The sequence below is a fragment of the Paracoccus ferrooxidans genome, from assembly GCF_029909815.1.
In the GTDB taxonomy this organism is placed as follows: Bacteria; Pseudomonadota; Alphaproteobacteria; order Rhodobacterales; family Rhodobacteraceae; genus Paracoccus; species Paracoccus versutus.
Genome location: NZ_CP038202.1, coordinates 565612 through 580078 on the forward strand (window position 1 = coordinate 565612; position 14467 = coordinate 580078).

Here is a 14467-nt window from a genome sequence, read left to right on the forward strand (position 1 = left end):
CGCCCTCAGCCATCGTTCAGGATGGCTGGCACGAGGTCTGGCCCGAGATAGACAAGCCGTCTGGCTGGCATCCGGGCCGGCAGCTGCTGATACCGGAGCCGTTTCGCGACTGGCCGCGTCGTCCCGCATCGCAGGCAGGTCATCCTCGGATGACCTTGGCGAACACTCCCCATGGAAAAGGCCCCGCGCCGGAACGCGGGGCCGTGGTCAGGCGGGGCCGGGGATCACTCCTCGACCGTCACCTTGACCATGTAGTCGGGCTCGACCACCGCGCCATTGGCGGCCGGGTCGCCCTTCTTGATCGCGTTCAGCACGTCCCAGCCGTCAACCAGCTGGCCGACCACAGTATATTGCCCGTCCAGGAAGGTCGCCGGCGCCAGGTCGATGAAGAACTGGCTGTTGGCGCTGTTGGGATCCTGCGCCCGCGCCATGCCCACGGTGCCGGCCTGGAAGCTGACATCGTTGAACTCGGCCGCCAGGTCCGGCATGTTCGAGCCGCCCATGCCCGCCCGCGCGGTATCGCTGCCGTGCTTGCCGAATTCGACATCGCCGGTCTGGGCCATGAAGCCGTCGATCACGCGATGGAACACCACCCCGTCATAGGCACCCGATTTCGCCAGCGTCACCAGGCGCTCGACATGGTTCGGCGCCTTGTCGTTGTAAAGGTCCAGCACGATCCGGCCCTTGGCGGCGCCCTTGGAATCGGCCACCTCGATCACCAGGTTCGGGCCCGGCCCGTCGGTGACGCCCGGCAGGCCCTGGGCCAGGACGGGATGGGCGGCGGCGCCGGCGGCCAGCACCAGGGCGGGAACCAGCAGCTTATTCCACATCGGCCGCAACCTTCACCGAGATCATCCGGTCGGGATTCGCCGGCGGCTCGCCGCGGGCGATCTTGTCGACATGCTCCATGCCCTCGATGACCCGGCCATAGACGGTATACTGGCCGTTCAGGAAATGGTTGTCCTTGAAATTGATGAAGAACTGGCTGTTGGCCGAGTTCGGGTTCATCGAGCGCGCCGCGCCCAGCGTGCCGCGGTCATGCGGCAGGCGCGAGAACTCGGCCGGCAGGTCGGGCAGGTCCGAGCCGCCGGTGCCGGCGCGGCCCGGATTGTAGTTGTTTTCCATGTTGGCATGTTCCACGTCGCCGGTCTGGGCCATGAAGCCCTCGATCACGCGGTGGAAGGCCACGTTGTCGTATTTCCCGGCGCGGGCCAGTTCCTTCATGCGCTCGGCATGTTTCGGCGCCACGTCGGGCAGCAGCTCGATCACCACCGGGCCGTCCTTCAGCTCGATGATGACCGTGTTCTCGGGATCCTTGATCTCGGCCATGGGGGTCTCCTTCTGATGGCTTGGGCAAAGGCATAAGCGTTTCGCCCCGCCCAGACAACGCCCGCCGGCGCCGCGCGTTTCGCCGCATGCCCGGCTTCTGCCGCCGGTTGACGAAAATGTCATGATGCGGGAAAACCCCGGCGGGGGACGGTCAGCCCAACATGAAAGGGACATGAGCATGGCGGATTTCAACACGATCGACGACCTGGAGCTTGACGGCAAGGTGGTGCTTGTCCGCGTGGACGTGAACGTCCCGGTCGAAAACGGCCAGGTCAGCGATGCCACGCGGATCGAAAAGATCGTGCCCACCGTCAAGGACATCCAGGCCAAGGGCGGCATCCCGGTGCTGCTGGCGCATTTCGACCGCCCCAAGGGCAAGCGCGTGGACAGCATGAGCCTGAAGGTGGTGGTGCCCTCGCTCGAGCGCGCCCTGGGCCAGGAGGTCAAGTTCGCGGACGAGGCCATCGGCGGGCCGGCCAAGCGCGCCGTGGCCGACCTGAAGCCGGGCGATGTCCTGCTCTTGGAAAACACCCGCTTCTATCCGGGCGAGGAAACCAACGACGCGACCTGCGCCGCCTCGCTGGCCGCCCTGGGCCAGGTCTATGTCAACGACGCCTTCTCGGCCGCGCATCGGGCGCATGCCTCGACCGAAGGGATCGCGCGGCTCCTGCCCGCCGCGGCCGGCCGGCTGATGGAGGCGGAGCTGAAGGCGCTGGACGCCGCGCTCGGCAATCCGCAGCGCCCGGTCGCGGCCGTGGTCGGCGGCGCCAAGGTCTCGACCAAGCTCGACCTGCTCGGCAACCTGATCGAGAAGGTGGACCACCTGGTCATCGGCGGCGGCATGGCCAACACCTTCCTGGTCGCCCAGGGAATCGAGGTCGGCAAGTCGCTGGCCGAGCGTGACATGGCCGATACCGCGCGCGAGATCATGGCCAAGGCGGAAAAGACCGGCTGCACCATCCACCTGCCGGTGGACGTGGTGGTGGCGCGCGAATTCAAGGCCGGCGCCGACAGCGAGACGGTGGCGGCGGACGCCTGCCCGGCGGACGCGATGATCCTGGACGCCGGCCCCGCCACGGTGGCGAAGATCCGCGAGGTCTTCGAGGCCAGCCGCACGCTGATCTGGAACGGCCCGCTCGGCGCCTTCGAGATCCCGCCCTTCGATGCCGCCACCAATGCCGCGGCGCAAGAGGCGGCGCGGCTGACCCGCGAGGGCAAGCTGATCTCGGTCGCCGGCGGCGGCGATACGGTGGCGGCGCTGAACAAGGCCGCGGTCTCGGGCGATTTCACCTTCATCTCGACCGCGGGCGGCGCCTTCCTGGAATGGATGGAGGGCAAGGAACTGCCCGGCGTGGCGGCCCTGCAAAAGCGCTGAGCCCTGCGTGACGGGCTGCGAAAGGGCCCTTTGCGGGGCCTTTTCCGCCCGGAAATCTTGGGCCTTAAATCCTGGGCCTTAAATCCTGTGCCTTGCCGGATCGGCGCATTCGCGTCGGCGGCAGGGGGCACGGATGCGTCCCCTGCCGGCTGCGGTCAGTTCCCCTCGGCCGGCGCGGTCGCGGCGGGCGGCGCATTGCGCGAGACGTCGCGCGAGTCGGTGTCGAGGAACAGGATGTAGAGAAAGGCCCCGATCGAGACCACGAAGGCCAGTCCCAGCACCAGGAAGAAGGGCCGGTTCTGGCGGATCTGTTCGGGAATGCCGTCGGGATCTTCGTTCGCCATTGGAAATTCCCCCCAATTGCCCCCCTGTTCCAGCGCAAGAGCAACGCCCGGTGCCGGCAGGGGGTTCCGTTAGCGCAATCGCGATTGCCCTTGCCGGCTGGTCTGTTAATCAGCCCGCATTCAGACATGGAGTTCCCGATGCAGATGACCGATACCGTCCGCAAGATCCTCGCAAATTACGAGGGCGAAGCGCCGGGTGTGAAGGCACAGCTGGCCCGCATGCTGATGACCGGCAAGCTGGCCGGCACCGGCAAGATGATCATCCTGCCCGTGGACCAGGGGTTCGAGCATGGCCCCGCGCGCAGCTTTGCGCCGAACCCGGCCGGCTATGACCCGCATTACCATTACCAGCTGGCGATCGACGCCGGGCTCAACGCCTATGCCGCGCCCCTGGGCATGATCGAGGCGGGCGCCGACACCTTCGCCGGCCAGATCCCCACGATCCTGAAAGTGAACTCGGCCAATTCGCTGATGTCGGACACGGCCGGCAAGAACCAGGCGATCACCGCCTCGGTCGACGATGCGCTGCGGCTGGGCTGCTCGGCCATCGGCTTCACCATCTATCCGGGCTCGGACATGGCGCTCGACATGATCGAGGAGATCGTCGAGATGCGCAAGGAAGCCGCCGCCAAGGGCGTGGCGACCGTGATCTGGTCCTATCCGCGCGGCGAGGCGATCAGCAAGGACGGCGAGACGGCGATCGACATCGCCGCCTATGCCGCGCAGATCGCGGCGCTGATCGGCGCCCATGTCATCAAGATCAAGCTTTCGACCGACCACCTGGAACTGGGCGAGGCGAAAAAGGTCTACGAGGCCAAGGGCATCGACATCTCGACCCAGGCCAAGCGCGTGGCGCATTGCATGCAGTCGGCCTTCAACGGCCGCCGCATCGTGGTGTTCTCGGGCGGGGCGGCCAAGGGCGCGGATGCGGTCTTCGACGATGCCCGCGCCATCCGCGACGGTGGCGGCAACGGCTCGATCATCGGCCGCAACAGCTTCCAGCGCTCGCGCGAGGATGCGCTGGAGATGCTGGGCAAGCTGGTGGACATCTACCTGGGCAAGGCATGATTGCCGTGGGGCTCTGCCCCACACCCCGGAGTATTTTCAGAACGAAGAAGGGGCGTCCGGTTCGGGGCGCCCTTTTCCTTTGGCCTCGGAAGCCCTAGGTTCTGCGCCACAAGCAGAAGGATGGGTGCATGTCGTTTTTCTCGAAGCTGCGCGACCGGCTGACGCGGTCCTCGTCGAAGATCGGCGCGGGGCTGGACGAGATCGTCTCGGACGGCGCCGGCGAGGAAAAGCCGGCATCGGCACCCGAACGGCCCGCCGGGCTGGCGCCGGCGCCCGCCCCGGCGGCGCAGCCCATGCCGGCCCCGGTCGCGGAGCCCCAACCCACCGCCGATCCTGCCGCATCGCCCGACGCGCGTCCGGGGATGCTGGGCCGCATCTTCGGCCGCGCGCCCGCCATCGCCGAGCCGCGCCGCGAACTGGACGATGAGATGCTGGAGCAGCTCGAGGAGATGCTGATCCAGGCCGACATGGGGGTCGAGACGGCGCTGCGCGTCACCGCCAATATCGCCGAGGGCCGCATGGGGCGCCGCATTTCCGCCACCGAGCTGAAGGAGCTTCTGGCCGGCGAGATCGCCCGCATCATGACGCCGGTGGCCAAGCCGCTGCCGCTTTATCCCAAGCGGCCTCAGGTGGTGCTGGTGGTGGGCGTGAACGGCTCGGGCAAGACCACGACCATCGGCAAGCTCGCCAGCCAGTTCAAGGCGGCGGGCAAGAAGGTGGTGATCGCCGCGGGCGACACCTTCCGCGCCGCCGCCGTCGAGCAATTGCAGGTGTGGGGCCAGCGTGCCGGCGTGCCGGTGATGACCGCGCCCGAGGGCACCGACCCAGCAAGCCTTGCCTTCGACGCCATGACCAGGGCCGACGCCGAGGGCGCCGACCTCCTGATGATCGATACCGCCGGCCGCTTGCAGAACCGCCAGGACCTGATGGAGGAACTGGCCAAGATCGTGCGCGTCATCCGCAAGAAGGATCCCAGCGCACCGCACAACACCCTGCTGGTGCTGGACGCCACCACCGGCCAGAACGCGCTGAGCCAGGTCGAGACCTTCCAGAAGCTGGCCGATGTCTCGGGCCTGGTCATGACCAAGCTAGACGGCACCGCGCGCGGCGGCGTGCTGGTGGCCCTGGCCGACCGCTTCGGCCTGCCGATCCATGCCATCGGCGTGGGCGAGCAGATCGACGATCTCGACGCTTTCGACGCCCGCGAATTCGCCCGCGCGCTGGTCGGGCTTGGGGACTGACCCCGGCTTCTTCGTTCTTCAAATACCCATGCGACCGCACAGCCGGCGCGGGCGTCACGGCTTGACGAGATGCGCGTCCGTCCTGGTGTCCTCGACCGGCGCCACATTGCCCGCCGGGTCGGCCATGGGCTCGACCACGTCCTGCGGCGGCGTAAAGGGCGCGGTCAGCTCGGCGGTTCCCGCCTGCTTGTCATAGATGCAGACATAGCGGTCCACCCCGCCATCGGCGAGCGTGGTGATCAAGAGCGCCGCGCCATAGCTCTCCGAGCCGAAGGGGTTGACCTCGATCGCCGTCTCGCCCGCCTCGGGCGCCAGCGCCGTGCAGGCGCTCTCGACATCCTTGCGGAACTGCTCCCAGGCCTCTTCGGACGAGGCCAGCGCGGGGCTTGCGGACAGGATCAGCATCAGGGCGGCCAGGCGCATCATCTTTCTCCCTTGGCGGTGCGGGACATCAACGCTTCCGCCCGGCCGCGGGTTTCTAAAGCCCGAGCCGCGCCGCGAAATCGCGCACCTCGGCCTCGTCCCCCGCCGCGCGCGAGCGCAGAAGCGTCGCCTGCGAGCGCAGGATCGGTTCCTCGCCGATGATCTTCAGGTGATTGGCCCGCAGCGTCTCCCCGGACGAGGTGATGTCGGCGATGGCCTCGGCGGTCAGGTTGGCCACCGTGCCCTCGGTCGCGCCCTGGCTGTCCACCAGCTGGTAATCCGCGACTTCCTCGGCCGAGAGCCAGGCGCGCACCAGCCGGTGATACTTGGTGGCGATGCGCAGGCGAAAGCCGTGCTCGGCGCGGAAATCGCGGGCGATGGTGGCGAAATCGTCCAGGGTCTCGCAATCGCTCCAGCAGGCGGGCACGGCGAGGATCAGGTCGGCATGGCCGAAGCCCATCGGCGCCAGTTCCTCGACATGGCTGCGCCAGCCCGCCAGCTTCTCGCGGATCAGGTCGGTGCCGGTCACGCCCAGGTGGATGCGGCCGGCCATGAGTTCGCGCGGGATCTCGCCCGCCGACAGCAGCACCAGCGCCACGTTGTCCGCCCCATCGACCCGGCCAGCATATTCGCGGTCCGAGCCGGCGCGCGACAGGGTTACGCCGCGGGCGGCGAACCAGTCGAAACATTGCTCCATCAGCCGCCCCTTGGACGGCACGCCCAGCCGGATCATCCGATGCCTCCCAGTTCATGGACCAGACCCGGCCGGATGATGCCGCCGACCGCGGGGATCGAGCGGCCCTGCGCCTGTCCCAGCACCGCCGCCAGCGCGTCGTAGCGCCCGCCCGAGGCGACCGGCGGCCAGTCCGCGCGCCCCGCCGCGGCAAAGCTGAAGGTCATGCCGTCGTAATATTCCATCGTGTGCCGGCCGTGGCTGGCGTCGAAATGGATGGCGCCCACGTCGATGCCGCGTGCCGACAGCGCCGCCAGGTTGCGCTCCAGCCGGTCCACGGCCTCGGCGATATCGGGGATCTCGGCGGCGAGGGCGCGGAGCTGCCGCAGCGCCTCGGGCGCCGGGGCCTCGATGGCGAAAAGCCGCTCCAGCCGCTCGACCCATTGTGGCGGCAGCGGGGCCTCGGCGGCGTCGCTGCGCAGCCGGTCGATGCGGGCCTGCATCTCGGCCGGCGAACGCAGCCCGGTCCAGGGCGCGGCGCTTTCGGGAAACTCCCGCGGCTCGGCCGGGGCGGCAAAGCGCGCGAGCGCCTTGGCAAAGCGGTGCGGCCGCCAGATGTGATGCAGAAGCGCGGCGCGGCGGGCGCCGGACAGCGGCAGGGCGCGCACAGCATCCATCAGCAGGTCCATGTCGCCCATGCTGGCCTGCAGCCGCAAGGGCGCGAGGATGTGGTGGAAGAGGGCAAAGACCTCGGCATCGGCCTCGGGGTCGCGGGCGAAAAGCTCGAAGCCGGCCTGCAGGTATTCGTTGTCGCGCGGATGCTCGGGCCGGGTCTCGCCATGGTCCTGCTTGCGAAACACCTCGCCCAGGTAGCAATAGCGGGCGGGCTCGGCGCCGTTCGCCATGTGCATCTGCACCACCGGCACGGTGAAGTCGGGGCGCAGCATCATCTCGCCCCGGATCGGGTCTTGCGTCACATAGGCGCGGGCGCGGATGTCCTCGCCGTAAAGGTCCAGCAGCGTCTCGGCCGGCAGCAGCAGGTCGGGCGCCACTTCCTCGGCGCCCGCGGCGCGAAAGGCGGCCAGGATCTGCTGGCCGATGGCCTGTTTCTCGCGCTTGCTCATCCTTCGCCTCTTAGACGAGCCTGCGATCGCTTACGTGAAGCAATGGTCCGCTCGAGACCCTGGACAGCTTCAGCAAGCTCATCGCGAGGAATTTCTATCTGGGTAGGATGAGATTTCCATTCTTCATGGCTCAGGTTTGTATTTGAAATAATTGCTCCCAGATGCAAATCCTTGATCTGAACCACACCCCTGGCGGCTTCGTCTGCACCCTGGATGATCGCAATATCAGAACTGCGCTTGTCGGCATATTTCAACTGGTTGCCGAAGTTCTTGGGGTTGCCCAGATAGACCTCGGCCCGGATGCCGGCCTGGCGCAGCTCGGCGGCCATGGCCTGGTAATCGGCCATGCGCTCTCGGTCCATGACGGTGACGACGACCGGGCCCTGCGCGGTCCCGCCCATCAGCCCCTTGGCGCGCAGGGCGGCGAGCAGGCGGTCCACGCCGATGGAAACCCCGGTTGCCGGCACCTTCTGGCCGGTGAAGCGTTCCACCAGCCCGTCGTAGCGCCCGCCGCCGGCGACCGAGCCGAACTGGCGCTTGCGGCCCTTGTCGTCCAGGATCTCGAAGGTCAGCTCGGCCTCGAAGACCGGGCCGGTGTAATAGCCCAGGCCGCGCACGATCGAGGGGTCGATGACGGCGCGATCCTCGCCCACGCCCATGGCGGAAAGCATCTCGGCGATCTGGGCCAGTTCCTCGACCCCCTCGGCGCCGGTGGCCGAGGCGCCGACGGCGGCGCGCAGGTTCGAAAGCGTCTCGGCGTTGTCCGCGCCCTTGGAGGTCAGGAAGGCGATGACCGGCCCGGCCTGTTCGGGGGCCAGCCCCACGCCCTCGATGAAGGCGCCGGAATCGTCCTTGCGGCCGGTGGTCAGAAGCTGGCGCACCCCGTCCTCGCCGACCTTGTCGAACTTGTCGATGGTGCGCAGCACGTCGTCGGCGGGCTTGCCCTGCGCGACGCCCATGGCCTCCAGGATGCCGTTCAGCACCTTGCGGTTGTTGATGCGGATCAGGTAGTCGCCGCGAGCGATGCCGGCATGTTCCAGCGCCGCCGCCAGCATGGCGCAGATCTCGGCATCCGCCGCGACCGAGGCCGAGCCCACGGTATCGGCGTCGCATTGGTAGAACTGGCGGAAGCGGCCGGGACCGGGCTTTTCGTTGCGCCAGACCGGGCCCATGGCATAGCGGCGATAGGGCGAGGGCAGGTCGTTGCGGAACTGCGCGGCGACGCGGGCCAAGGGCGCCGTCAGGTCATAGCGCAGCGCCAGCCAGTCGCCGGAGCCGCCGCCGGGGACGTCCGATTCCTGCCAGGCGAAGACGCCGGCATTGGGCCGGTCCACGTCGGGCAGGAACTTTCCCAGCGCCTCGACGGTTTCCACGGCACTGGTTTCCAGGGGCTCGAAGCCGTGGCGATGATAGATCTCGGCGATGCGGTCGAGCATCTGCTTGCGTTCGGTCACGTCCGCGCCGAAATAGTCGCGGAACCCCTTGGGCGTCTCGGCCTTGGGACGGGGCTGTTTCTTCTGATCTTTCGCCATGGTTTGCCTCGGGCTTTTCCATGCGGCGGTCTAGCGGATGGAGGATGGATGGACAAGCAGACGCAGGAACGGATCGAACGGCTGGAGGAGGCCGTGGCCTATCTGGCGCGCAGCGTCGAGGATCTGTCGGGCATCGTCGCCCGGCAGGAAGGCGAGATCGGGCGGCTGGCGCGCCATGTCGGCATGCTGATGGAGCGCGAGGCGGAACGCGAGGCCGAGGCGGGGACCGTGCCCTTGGCCGACCAGCGGCCGCCGCATTGGTGAGGGGGTAAGGGGCTCTGCCCCTCGCCCCCGTTCCGGGGGCTCACCCCGGAGTATTTGGAGAACAGAGAAATCAGCGGCTGGCCGGGCCCAGGCGCGGGCCCGCGGGGGCCGGGGCTTGCGGTGCGGTCAGCGGCGGTTCCGCCATGCGCGGGCGCAGGTTCGGCGCGGCCGGGGCCGCGGGTTTCGGCGCCGCCCGCATCGGCTGGCTGAACGGGCCGCGGGCGGGGGGCTCGGGTTCCGGCTGGGACTCGGCTGGGGCCGGCTGCGGCTGCGGTTGCTGCTGCGTTGCGGCGGTGGGCCGCTCTTCGGCCTGGGCGAGCGGGCGGCGGAAGACCAGCAGGTTGTGATAGACCGTGGTGCGGCTGGTCAGGCCCGAGCGTTCCTCGGCCGGCAGGGTTTCGGCGCGGACATAGTCCCAGCCGTCGCGGGCCATCTCGTTCAGGACATCGGCGAGGGTGGCGGCGAAACGCTCGATGCCGCTGCGCGCGCCCCTGGTCTTTTCGCCGCGCGCGGGGGCGGGGATGACGGTGTATTCATAGCTGCTCATGCATGGGCCTTTCCTTTGCGCCGCAGGTTAGGCGAGATGCGCAGGCAAGGGAAGCGCCGGGCCGCGCGTTGCACGCGGCCGTGAGGGGCGGGCCGGGGAGGGGCCCGGCCCGGCCCGGCTTGCGCCTATCCCAGCTGCACCATGCGGTGCTTTTTCTTGCCGACCGAGACCTTCAGCCCGTCGCCGATCAGCGCCGCGTCGACCGCCAGCTGCGGGTCGCTGACGGCTTCGTTGTTGAGCCGCAGCCCCCCTTCGGCGATCAGGCGCTTGGCCTCCTTGCCCGAGGCGGTGATGCCGGTCTGCGCCAGCAGCTGCACCACGGTCAGGCCCGAGGCCAGCGCGTCGGCGCTGACCGTCACCACCTCGAGATCGCCGCCGGCGCCGCCCTGCTCGAAGACTTCGCGTGCGGTCGCCTCGGCCGAGGCAGCCGCCTCGGCGCCGTGCAGCAGCGTCGTCACCTCATTGGCCAGGATGATCTTGGCCGCGTTGATCTCGGAGCCCGAAAGCGCGCCGAGGCGGTCGCATTCCTCGACCGGCAGCTCGGTGTAGAGTTTCAGGAACCGGCCCACATCGGCGTCGGTGGTGTTGCGCCAGAACTGCCAGAATTCGTAGGGCGACAGCATCGCCCCGTTAAGCCAGACCGCGCCGCCGGCCGACTTGCCCATCTTGCGCCCGTCCGAGGTGGTCAGCAAGGGCGAGGTCAGGCCCCAGATCTCGGCATCCAGCACCCGGCGGGTCAGGTCGATGCCGTTGACGATGTTGCCCCATTGGTCCGAGCCGCCCATCTGCAGCCGGCAGCCGTAGCGCCGGTAAAGCTCGAGGAAGTCATAGGCCTGCAGGATCATGTAGTTGAATTCGAGGAAGCTCAGCGATTGCTCGCGGTCGAGCCGCGACTTGACCGATTCGAAGCTCAGCATGCGGTTGACGCTGAAATGCCGGCCGATGTCGCGCAGGAAGTCGAGGTAGTTCAGGCTGTCCAGCCATTCGGCATTGTTGAGCATCATCGCATGGCCGTCGCCATAGTCGAGGTAGCGGGCGAAGACCTGCTGCATGCCGTCGATGTTGGACTGGATCGCATCCGGGGTCAGCAGCGGGCGTTCCTCGCTGCGGAAGCTGGGATCGCCGACCTTGGTGGTGCCGCCGCCCATCAGCGTGATCGGGCGATTGCCGGTCTTCTGGAACCAGCGCAGCATCATGATGTTCAGAAGGTGCCCGACATGCAGGCTGGCCGCCGTCGCGTCATAGCCGATATATGCCGTCACCGGGCCTTCGATCAGGGTCTCGTCCAGCGCCTGCATGTCGGTGCAGTCCGCCAGGTAGCCACGCTCGATCATCACGTTCAGGAAATCGGATTTGGCACGGTAGGTCATGGGCTTTTCCTTTCGACTGGCGCGGATATACCGGGGGAAGGGCCGAAGGGAAAGCAGGATGATCCAAGCGCTGGGGATGATGTCGGGCACCTCGCTGGACGGGGTGGACGCGGCGATGATCGAGACCGACGGGACGCGGATCGCCGGTTTCGGCCGCAGCGCCTATCGCGCCTATTCCGGCAACGAATCCGGCCTGCTGCACGCGGCGCTGGGGCAATGGCCGGGCGGGCCGGACGTGGCGGATGCCGCCGCGCTGTCGGTCGCCGCCCATGCCGCGCTGGCCGAAGGGTTCCCCGATGCGGAACTGGTCGGCTATCACGGCCAGACGCTGGCGCATGATCCGGGGGGGCGCGGCACGCATCAGGCCGGCGATGGCGCCGCGTTGGCGCGCAAGCTGGGCCGGCCGGTGGTCTGGGATTTCCGCAGCGAGGACGTGCGGCAAGGCGGTGAGGGGGCGCCGCTTGCGCCCTTCTTCCACTGGGCCTGCGCGGAATGGGCGATGGGGCGGGGGCTCTTGCTGCGCGCGCCGGTCGCCTTCCTGAACCTGGGCGGCGTGGGCAACCTGACATGGGTCGATCCCGCCGCCGGGGCGCCCGAGGCGCCGGGGGCCTGCATCGCCTTCGACACCGGCCCGGCGAATGCGCCCGTGAACGACCTGATGCGCGCCCGGCGCGGGCTGGCGCGGGACGAGGGCGGGCGGCTCGCCTTGCAGGGCAGGCCGGACGAGGGTGTCGTCGCCCGCTTCCTGGAACATCCGCATTTCGCCCGGCCGCTGCCGAAGTCGCTGGACCGCGACGCTTTCCCCACGCTTGCGGCCGAGGTGGCGGGGCTTTCGGACGCCGATGCGGCGGCGACGCTGACCCATGCCGCGGCCGCGGCGGTGGCGGCGGGGGTGGCGGCCCTGGAGCGGGCGCCGGGGCTGGTCCTGGTCTGCGGCGGCGGGCGGCACAATGCCGCGATGATGGCGGCGCTGGCGGCGCGGCTGCCGGCCCGCGTCGCGCCGGTCGAGGAGGCGGGGCTGGACGGCGACATGCTCGAGGCGCAGGCCTTCGGCTGGCTGGCGGTGCGGGTGCTGCGCGGGCTGCCGACCTCGGGGCCGGGAACCACCGGGGCGCCGGGGCCGGTCTGCGGCGGGCGCATCAGCCATCCGCCGCGGCGCTGAGGCGGCCTGCGGCCGGGGCGCGATCACAGGCGGATTTCCGCCTTGTGATTGTTTCGGCGCCATTTCGCGGGAACGATGCGGCGGATGGTGACGTTGGACGGGCATATGACGGCACCCGCCGTCCGTGACAACGACAACCGGAAAGGACATCGTCCATGAAACCTCTTGTCATCGCCGCCACCACCCTGGCCCTTGCCGGTTCTGCCTTTGCGCAGACCGAGACCACGCCGCCGGCCGAGATGCCCGCCGAGCAGGTCGAAGACGCCGCGACCGCGACCGAGCAGGCGGCCGACCAGGCCGAGCAGGCCGCCGATCAGGCGGAACAGGCTGCCGACCAGGCGGCCGAGGAAACCGGCGACGCCGCGGCCGAGGCCGCCCAGGACACCGCCGAGGCCGCCGATGCGGCCAGCGATGCCGCCAATGATGCGACTGGCGCCGCCGCCGGCATGGGCGCTGCCCCCGGCGCGCCTGCGGGCGACGCCGTGCCCGAAGCGGCCGAGGATGCCGCGACCGATGCCGCCGGCGCCGCCGAGGAAGCCGCCGATGCCGCGGGCGACGCGGCCGATGCCGCCGCGGATGCCTCGGCCGAGGCGCCGGTGACGCCGCCCGACGTCAACCCGCCGGCAATCTCGGAGGCCGAGCCGGGCGTGCTGTCGAGCTGGCTGACCAGCCGCCGCATCTGGACCACCAACCAGCCCTCGACCACCGAATGGACCGAGCCCGCGCTCGAGGAGCGACCGGCCGAATGGCAGGACATCGCCAAGGTGAACGACATCGTGCTGGATGATTCGGCCCAGGTCGTCGGCTATGTCGCCGATATCGGCGGCTTCCTGGGCATCGGCGCCAAGAAGGTGCTGCTGGGCGTGGATGCGATCCACCTGGTGACCATCGGCAACGACACCTTCTTCGCCACCAACTACACCAAGGCCGAGCTGGAGGCCCTGCCGGATTTCGACGAGAAGACCGTGCGGAAATAAGGCTTGCGGCCGTTTTCGGACCAAAGCGGGGCGCCTTTCGGGGCGCCCTTGCATTTTTTGCACAAGATCGGCCTTGACGGCATCCGCCGCCATGCGTAAACCCCCTCGCACCCCGGACGGCGATCCGGGGGAAGTGGTCTGCGCGGTTGTAGCTCAGTTGGTTAGAGTACCGGCCTGTCACGCCGGGGGTCGCGGGTTCGAGCCCCGTCAACCGCGCCACCACCACCATATATCGCCGAAAAGATGCGCGGTTGTAGCTCAGTTGGTTAGAGTACTGGCCTGTCACGCCGGGGGTCGCGGGTTCGAGCCCCGTCAACCGCGCCATCTTTCCCCTTCATCCTCCATGGCTTTGCGGCCGCGCTTCCGGCGCGGTTTTTCGGGTATTTGGGGAACGAAGAAGCCGGCCGGCGGTCGCGCCCGGCAGCGGCGCAAGGGGCTTTTCAAGCCGCCTCAATTCCCTATGCTGGCCCCCAATCACGACGGAGGGCGCCATGGCACGCGGAATAGATTACGGCGGAATGATGCACCGGGCCATGCAGCGGCTGATCGCGGATGTGCTGCAAACGGTGGCCACCGAGGGGCTGCCGGGCGAGCATCATTTCTTCATCACCTTCGACACCCGCGATTCGCAGGTGCAGATGGCCGACTGGCTGCGCGAGCGCTATCCCGACGAGATGACCATCGTCATCCAGCATTGGTTCGAGGATCTCTCGGTCACGCCCGAGGGCTTTCACATCACGCTGAATTTCGGCAATTCGCCCGAGCCGCTCTATATCCCCTTCGACGCGCTGCGCACCTTCGTGGACCCTTCGGTCGAGTTCGGCCTGCGTTTCGAGAACCACGAAGAGGAAGAGGACGAGCCCGAAGAGGAAGAACCGCCCGTGGCCGAGGCGCCGGGCGAGGAGGGCGCGAAGGGCGGCGCCGAGGTGGTCAGCCTGGACAAATGGCGCAAGTGAGGCGCTGTTAGCGCATGGCATACCACGGCATGCCGATTGCCAATCCGCGCCATCGGGCCTAGAACCCTCGCAACACCGTGAG

At 68.7% G+C, this 14467-nt stretch carries 16 protein-coding genes and 2 tRNA genes; 9 read left to right on the top strand and 9 right to left on the bottom strand.

Translation table 11 applies throughout. The features are described from left to right. Nucleotides 1-224 precede the first annotated feature (224 nt). Complete coding sequence (locus tag E3U26_RS19860; RefSeq protein WP_072460794.1) at nucleotides 225-830, bottom strand: peptidylprolyl isomerase; 606 nt, start codon at nucleotides 828-830, stop codon at nucleotides 225-227. Next, entirely contained in the window at nucleotides 820-1329 is a 510-nt protein-coding gene (locus E3U26_RS19865) for a peptidylprolyl isomerase (RefSeq protein WP_011748208.1), read from the bottom strand. Before E3U26_RS19865 ends, E3U26_RS19860 begins: the two co-directional genes overlap by 11 nt. Before the next feature lie 178 nt (nucleotides 1330-1507). On the opposite strand from E3U26_RS19865, the gene E3U26_RS19870 reads away from it, so the two are divergent. Next, nucleotides 1508-2704, top strand: coding sequence for a phosphoglycerate kinase (locus tag E3U26_RS19870; protein WP_499107516.1), 1197 nt, complete (start codon nucleotides 1508-1510; stop codon nucleotides 2702-2704). A gap of 155 nt (nucleotides 2705-2859) precedes the next feature. Here E3U26_RS19870 and E3U26_RS19875 read toward each other — a convergent pair whose 3' ends face one another. After that, nucleotides 2860-3048 carry a hypothetical protein gene (locus E3U26_RS19875; RefSeq protein WP_499107382.1) on the bottom strand — a complete coding sequence of 63 codons (189 nt, stop codon included), beginning with the start codon at nucleotides 3046-3048 and terminating at the stop codon, nucleotides 2860-2862. 138 nt (nucleotides 3049-3186) lie between these two features. Here E3U26_RS19875 and E3U26_RS19880 point away from each other — a divergent pair, with 138 nt between their 5' ends. Both E3U26_RS19880 and ftsY read left to right on the top strand, forming a co-directional pair. Continuing rightward, complete coding sequence (locus tag E3U26_RS19880) at nucleotides 3187-4116, top strand: class I fructose-bisphosphate aldolase (RefSeq protein WP_036749719.1); 930 nt, start codon at nucleotides 3187-3189, stop codon at nucleotides 4114-4116. Nucleotides 4117-4244: 128 nt separating this feature from the next. Next, nucleotides 4245-5357, top strand: coding sequence for a signal recognition particle-docking protein FtsY (gene ftsY, locus E3U26_RS19885; RefSeq protein WP_499107383.1), 1113 nt, complete (start codon nucleotides 4245-4247; stop codon nucleotides 5355-5357). Nucleotides 5358-5411: 54 nt separating this feature from the next. Here ftsY and E3U26_RS19890 read toward each other — a convergent pair whose 3' ends face one another. Genes E3U26_RS19890 through hisS form a run of 4 tightly spaced genes read right to left on the bottom strand, consistent with a single transcriptional unit; the run spans nucleotide 5412 to nucleotide 9109 of the window. After that, complete coding sequence (locus E3U26_RS19890; protein WP_240540459.1) at nucleotides 5412-5783, bottom strand: hypothetical protein; 372 nt, start codon at nucleotides 5781-5783, stop codon at nucleotides 5412-5414. A gap of 52 nt (nucleotides 5784-5835) precedes the next feature. Beyond that, on the bottom strand, nucleotides 5836-6513 hold the full coding sequence (gene hisG, locus E3U26_RS19895) for an ATP phosphoribosyltransferase (protein ID WP_036749418.1): 678 nt from the start codon (nucleotides 6511-6513) through the stop codon (nucleotides 5836-5838). After that, a complete protein-coding gene (locus tag E3U26_RS19900; RefSeq protein ID WP_036749423.1) occupies nucleotides 6510-7577 on the bottom strand; it encodes an ATP phosphoribosyltransferase regulatory subunit in 1068 nt (355 codons plus the stop codon). Before E3U26_RS19900 ends, hisG begins: the two co-directional genes overlap by 4 nt. Further along, nucleotides 7574-9109, bottom strand: coding sequence for a histidine--tRNA ligase (hisS, locus tag E3U26_RS19905; protein WP_499107385.1), 1536 nt, complete (start codon nucleotides 9107-9109; stop codon nucleotides 7574-7576). The genes E3U26_RS19900 and hisS overlap by 4 nt, the downstream gene beginning before the upstream one ends. A gap of 48 nt (nucleotides 9110-9157) precedes the next feature. Here hisS and E3U26_RS19910 point away from each other — a divergent pair, with 48 nt between their 5' ends. Beyond that, the gene (locus E3U26_RS19910) at nucleotides 9158-9373 is read left to right on the top strand and encodes a SlyX family protein (RefSeq protein WP_072460790.1); all 216 of its coding nucleotides are present in this window, start codon (nucleotides 9158-9160) and stop codon (nucleotides 9371-9373) included. A gap of 70 nt (nucleotides 9374-9443) precedes the next feature. On the opposite strand, the gene E3U26_RS19915 is transcribed toward E3U26_RS19910, so the two are convergent. Both E3U26_RS19915 and tyrS read right to left on the bottom strand, forming a co-directional pair. Next, nucleotides 9444-9920, bottom strand: a complete 477-nt coding sequence (locus E3U26_RS19915; protein ID WP_114534927.1) for a DUF4177 domain-containing protein — start codon at nucleotides 9918-9920, stop codon at nucleotides 9444-9446. A 125-nt stretch (nucleotides 9921-10045) separates the two neighbouring features. After that, the gene (gene tyrS, locus E3U26_RS19920; protein WP_499107387.1) at nucleotides 10046-11290 is read right to left on the bottom strand and encodes a tyrosine--tRNA ligase; all 1245 of its coding nucleotides are present in this window, start codon (nucleotides 11288-11290) and stop codon (nucleotides 10046-10048) included. Nucleotides 11291-11348: 58 nt separating this feature from the next. On the opposite strand from tyrS, the gene E3U26_RS19925 reads away from it, so the two are divergent. The 5 genes from E3U26_RS19925 (at nucleotide 11349) to E3U26_RS19945 (ending at nucleotide 14385) form a co-directional block, all read left to right on the top strand. Further along, nucleotides 11349-12452, top strand: a complete 1104-nt coding sequence (locus E3U26_RS19925) for an anhydro-N-acetylmuramic acid kinase (RefSeq protein WP_499107388.1) — start codon at nucleotides 11349-11351, stop codon at nucleotides 12450-12452. A 155-nt stretch (nucleotides 12453-12607) separates the two neighbouring features. Then, nucleotides 12608-13429 (top strand): PRC-barrel domain-containing protein, encoded by an 822-nt coding sequence (locus E3U26_RS19930; protein WP_499107390.1) that lies wholly within the window; start codon nucleotides 12608-12610, stop codon nucleotides 13427-13429. A gap of 142 nt (nucleotides 13430-13571) precedes the next feature. After that, nucleotides 13572-13648 (top strand) — tRNA-Asp (locus E3U26_RS19935). Between the two features lie 28 nt (nucleotides 13649-13676). Next, nucleotides 13677-13753, top strand: a tRNA-Asp gene (locus E3U26_RS19940). Between the two features lie 167 nt (nucleotides 13754-13920). After that, nucleotides 13921-14385, top strand: a complete 465-nt coding sequence (locus E3U26_RS19945) for an SspB family protein (protein ID WP_084196773.1) — start codon at nucleotides 13921-13923, stop codon at nucleotides 14383-14385. The last annotated feature ends 82 nt before the right edge of the window (nucleotides 14386-14467 follow it).

Excerpts from the sequence above, each read along its gene's own strand:
- E3U26_RS19860 (WP_072460794.1), bottom strand. The coding sequence starts at position 830 with ATGTGGAATAAGCTGCTGGTTCCCGCCCTGGTGCTGGCCGCCGGCGCC.
- E3U26_RS19865 (WP_011748208.1), bottom strand. The coding sequence starts at position 1,329 with ATGGCCGAGATCAAGGATCCCGAGAACACGGTCATCATCGAGCTGAAG.
- E3U26_RS19870 (WP_499107516.1), top strand. The coding sequence starts at position 1,508 with ATGGCGGATTTCAACACGATCGACGACCTGGAGCTTGACGGCAAGGTG.
- E3U26_RS19875 (WP_499107382.1), bottom strand. The coding sequence starts at position 3,048 with ATGGCGAACGAAGATCCCGACGGCATTCCCGAACAGATCCGCCAGAAC.
- E3U26_RS19880 (WP_036749719.1), top strand. The coding sequence starts at position 3,187 with ATGCAGATGACCGATACCGTCCGCAAGATCCTCGCAAATTACGAGGGC.
- ftsY (WP_499107383.1), top strand. The coding sequence starts at position 4,245 with ATGTCGTTTTTCTCGAAGCTGCGCGACCGGCTGACGCGGTCCTCGTCG.
- E3U26_RS19890 (WP_240540459.1), bottom strand. The coding sequence starts at position 5,783 with ATGATGCGCCTGGCCGCCCTGATGCTGATCCTGTCCGCAAGCCCCGCG.
- hisG (WP_036749418.1), bottom strand. The coding sequence starts at position 6,513 with ATGATCCGGCTGGGCGTGCCGTCCAAGGGGCGGCTGATGGAGCAATGT.
- E3U26_RS19900 (WP_036749423.1), bottom strand. The coding sequence starts at position 7,577 with ATGAGCAAGCGCGAGAAACAGGCCATCGGCCAGCAGATCCTGGCCGCC.
- hisS (WP_499107385.1), bottom strand. The coding sequence starts at position 9,109 with ATGGCGAAAGATCAGAAGAAACAGCCCCGTCCCAAGGCCGAGACGCCC.
- E3U26_RS19910 (WP_072460790.1), top strand. The coding sequence starts at position 9,158 with ATGGACAAGCAGACGCAGGAACGGATCGAACGGCTGGAGGAGGCCGTG.
- E3U26_RS19915 (WP_114534927.1), bottom strand. The coding sequence starts at position 9,920 with ATGAGCAGCTATGAATACACCGTCATCCCCGCCCCCGCGCGCGGCGAA.
- tyrS (WP_499107387.1), bottom strand. The coding sequence starts at position 11,290 with ATGACCTACCGTGCCAAATCCGATTTCCTGAACGTGATGATCGAGCGT.
- E3U26_RS19925 (WP_499107388.1), top strand. The coding sequence starts at position 11,349 with ATGATCCAAGCGCTGGGGATGATGTCGGGCACCTCGCTGGACGGGGTG.
- E3U26_RS19930 (WP_499107390.1), top strand. The coding sequence starts at position 12,608 with ATGAAACCTCTTGTCATCGCCGCCACCACCCTGGCCCTTGCCGGTTCT.
- E3U26_RS19945 (WP_084196773.1), top strand. The coding sequence starts at position 13,921 with ATGGCACGCGGAATAGATTACGGCGGAATGATGCACCGGGCCATGCAG.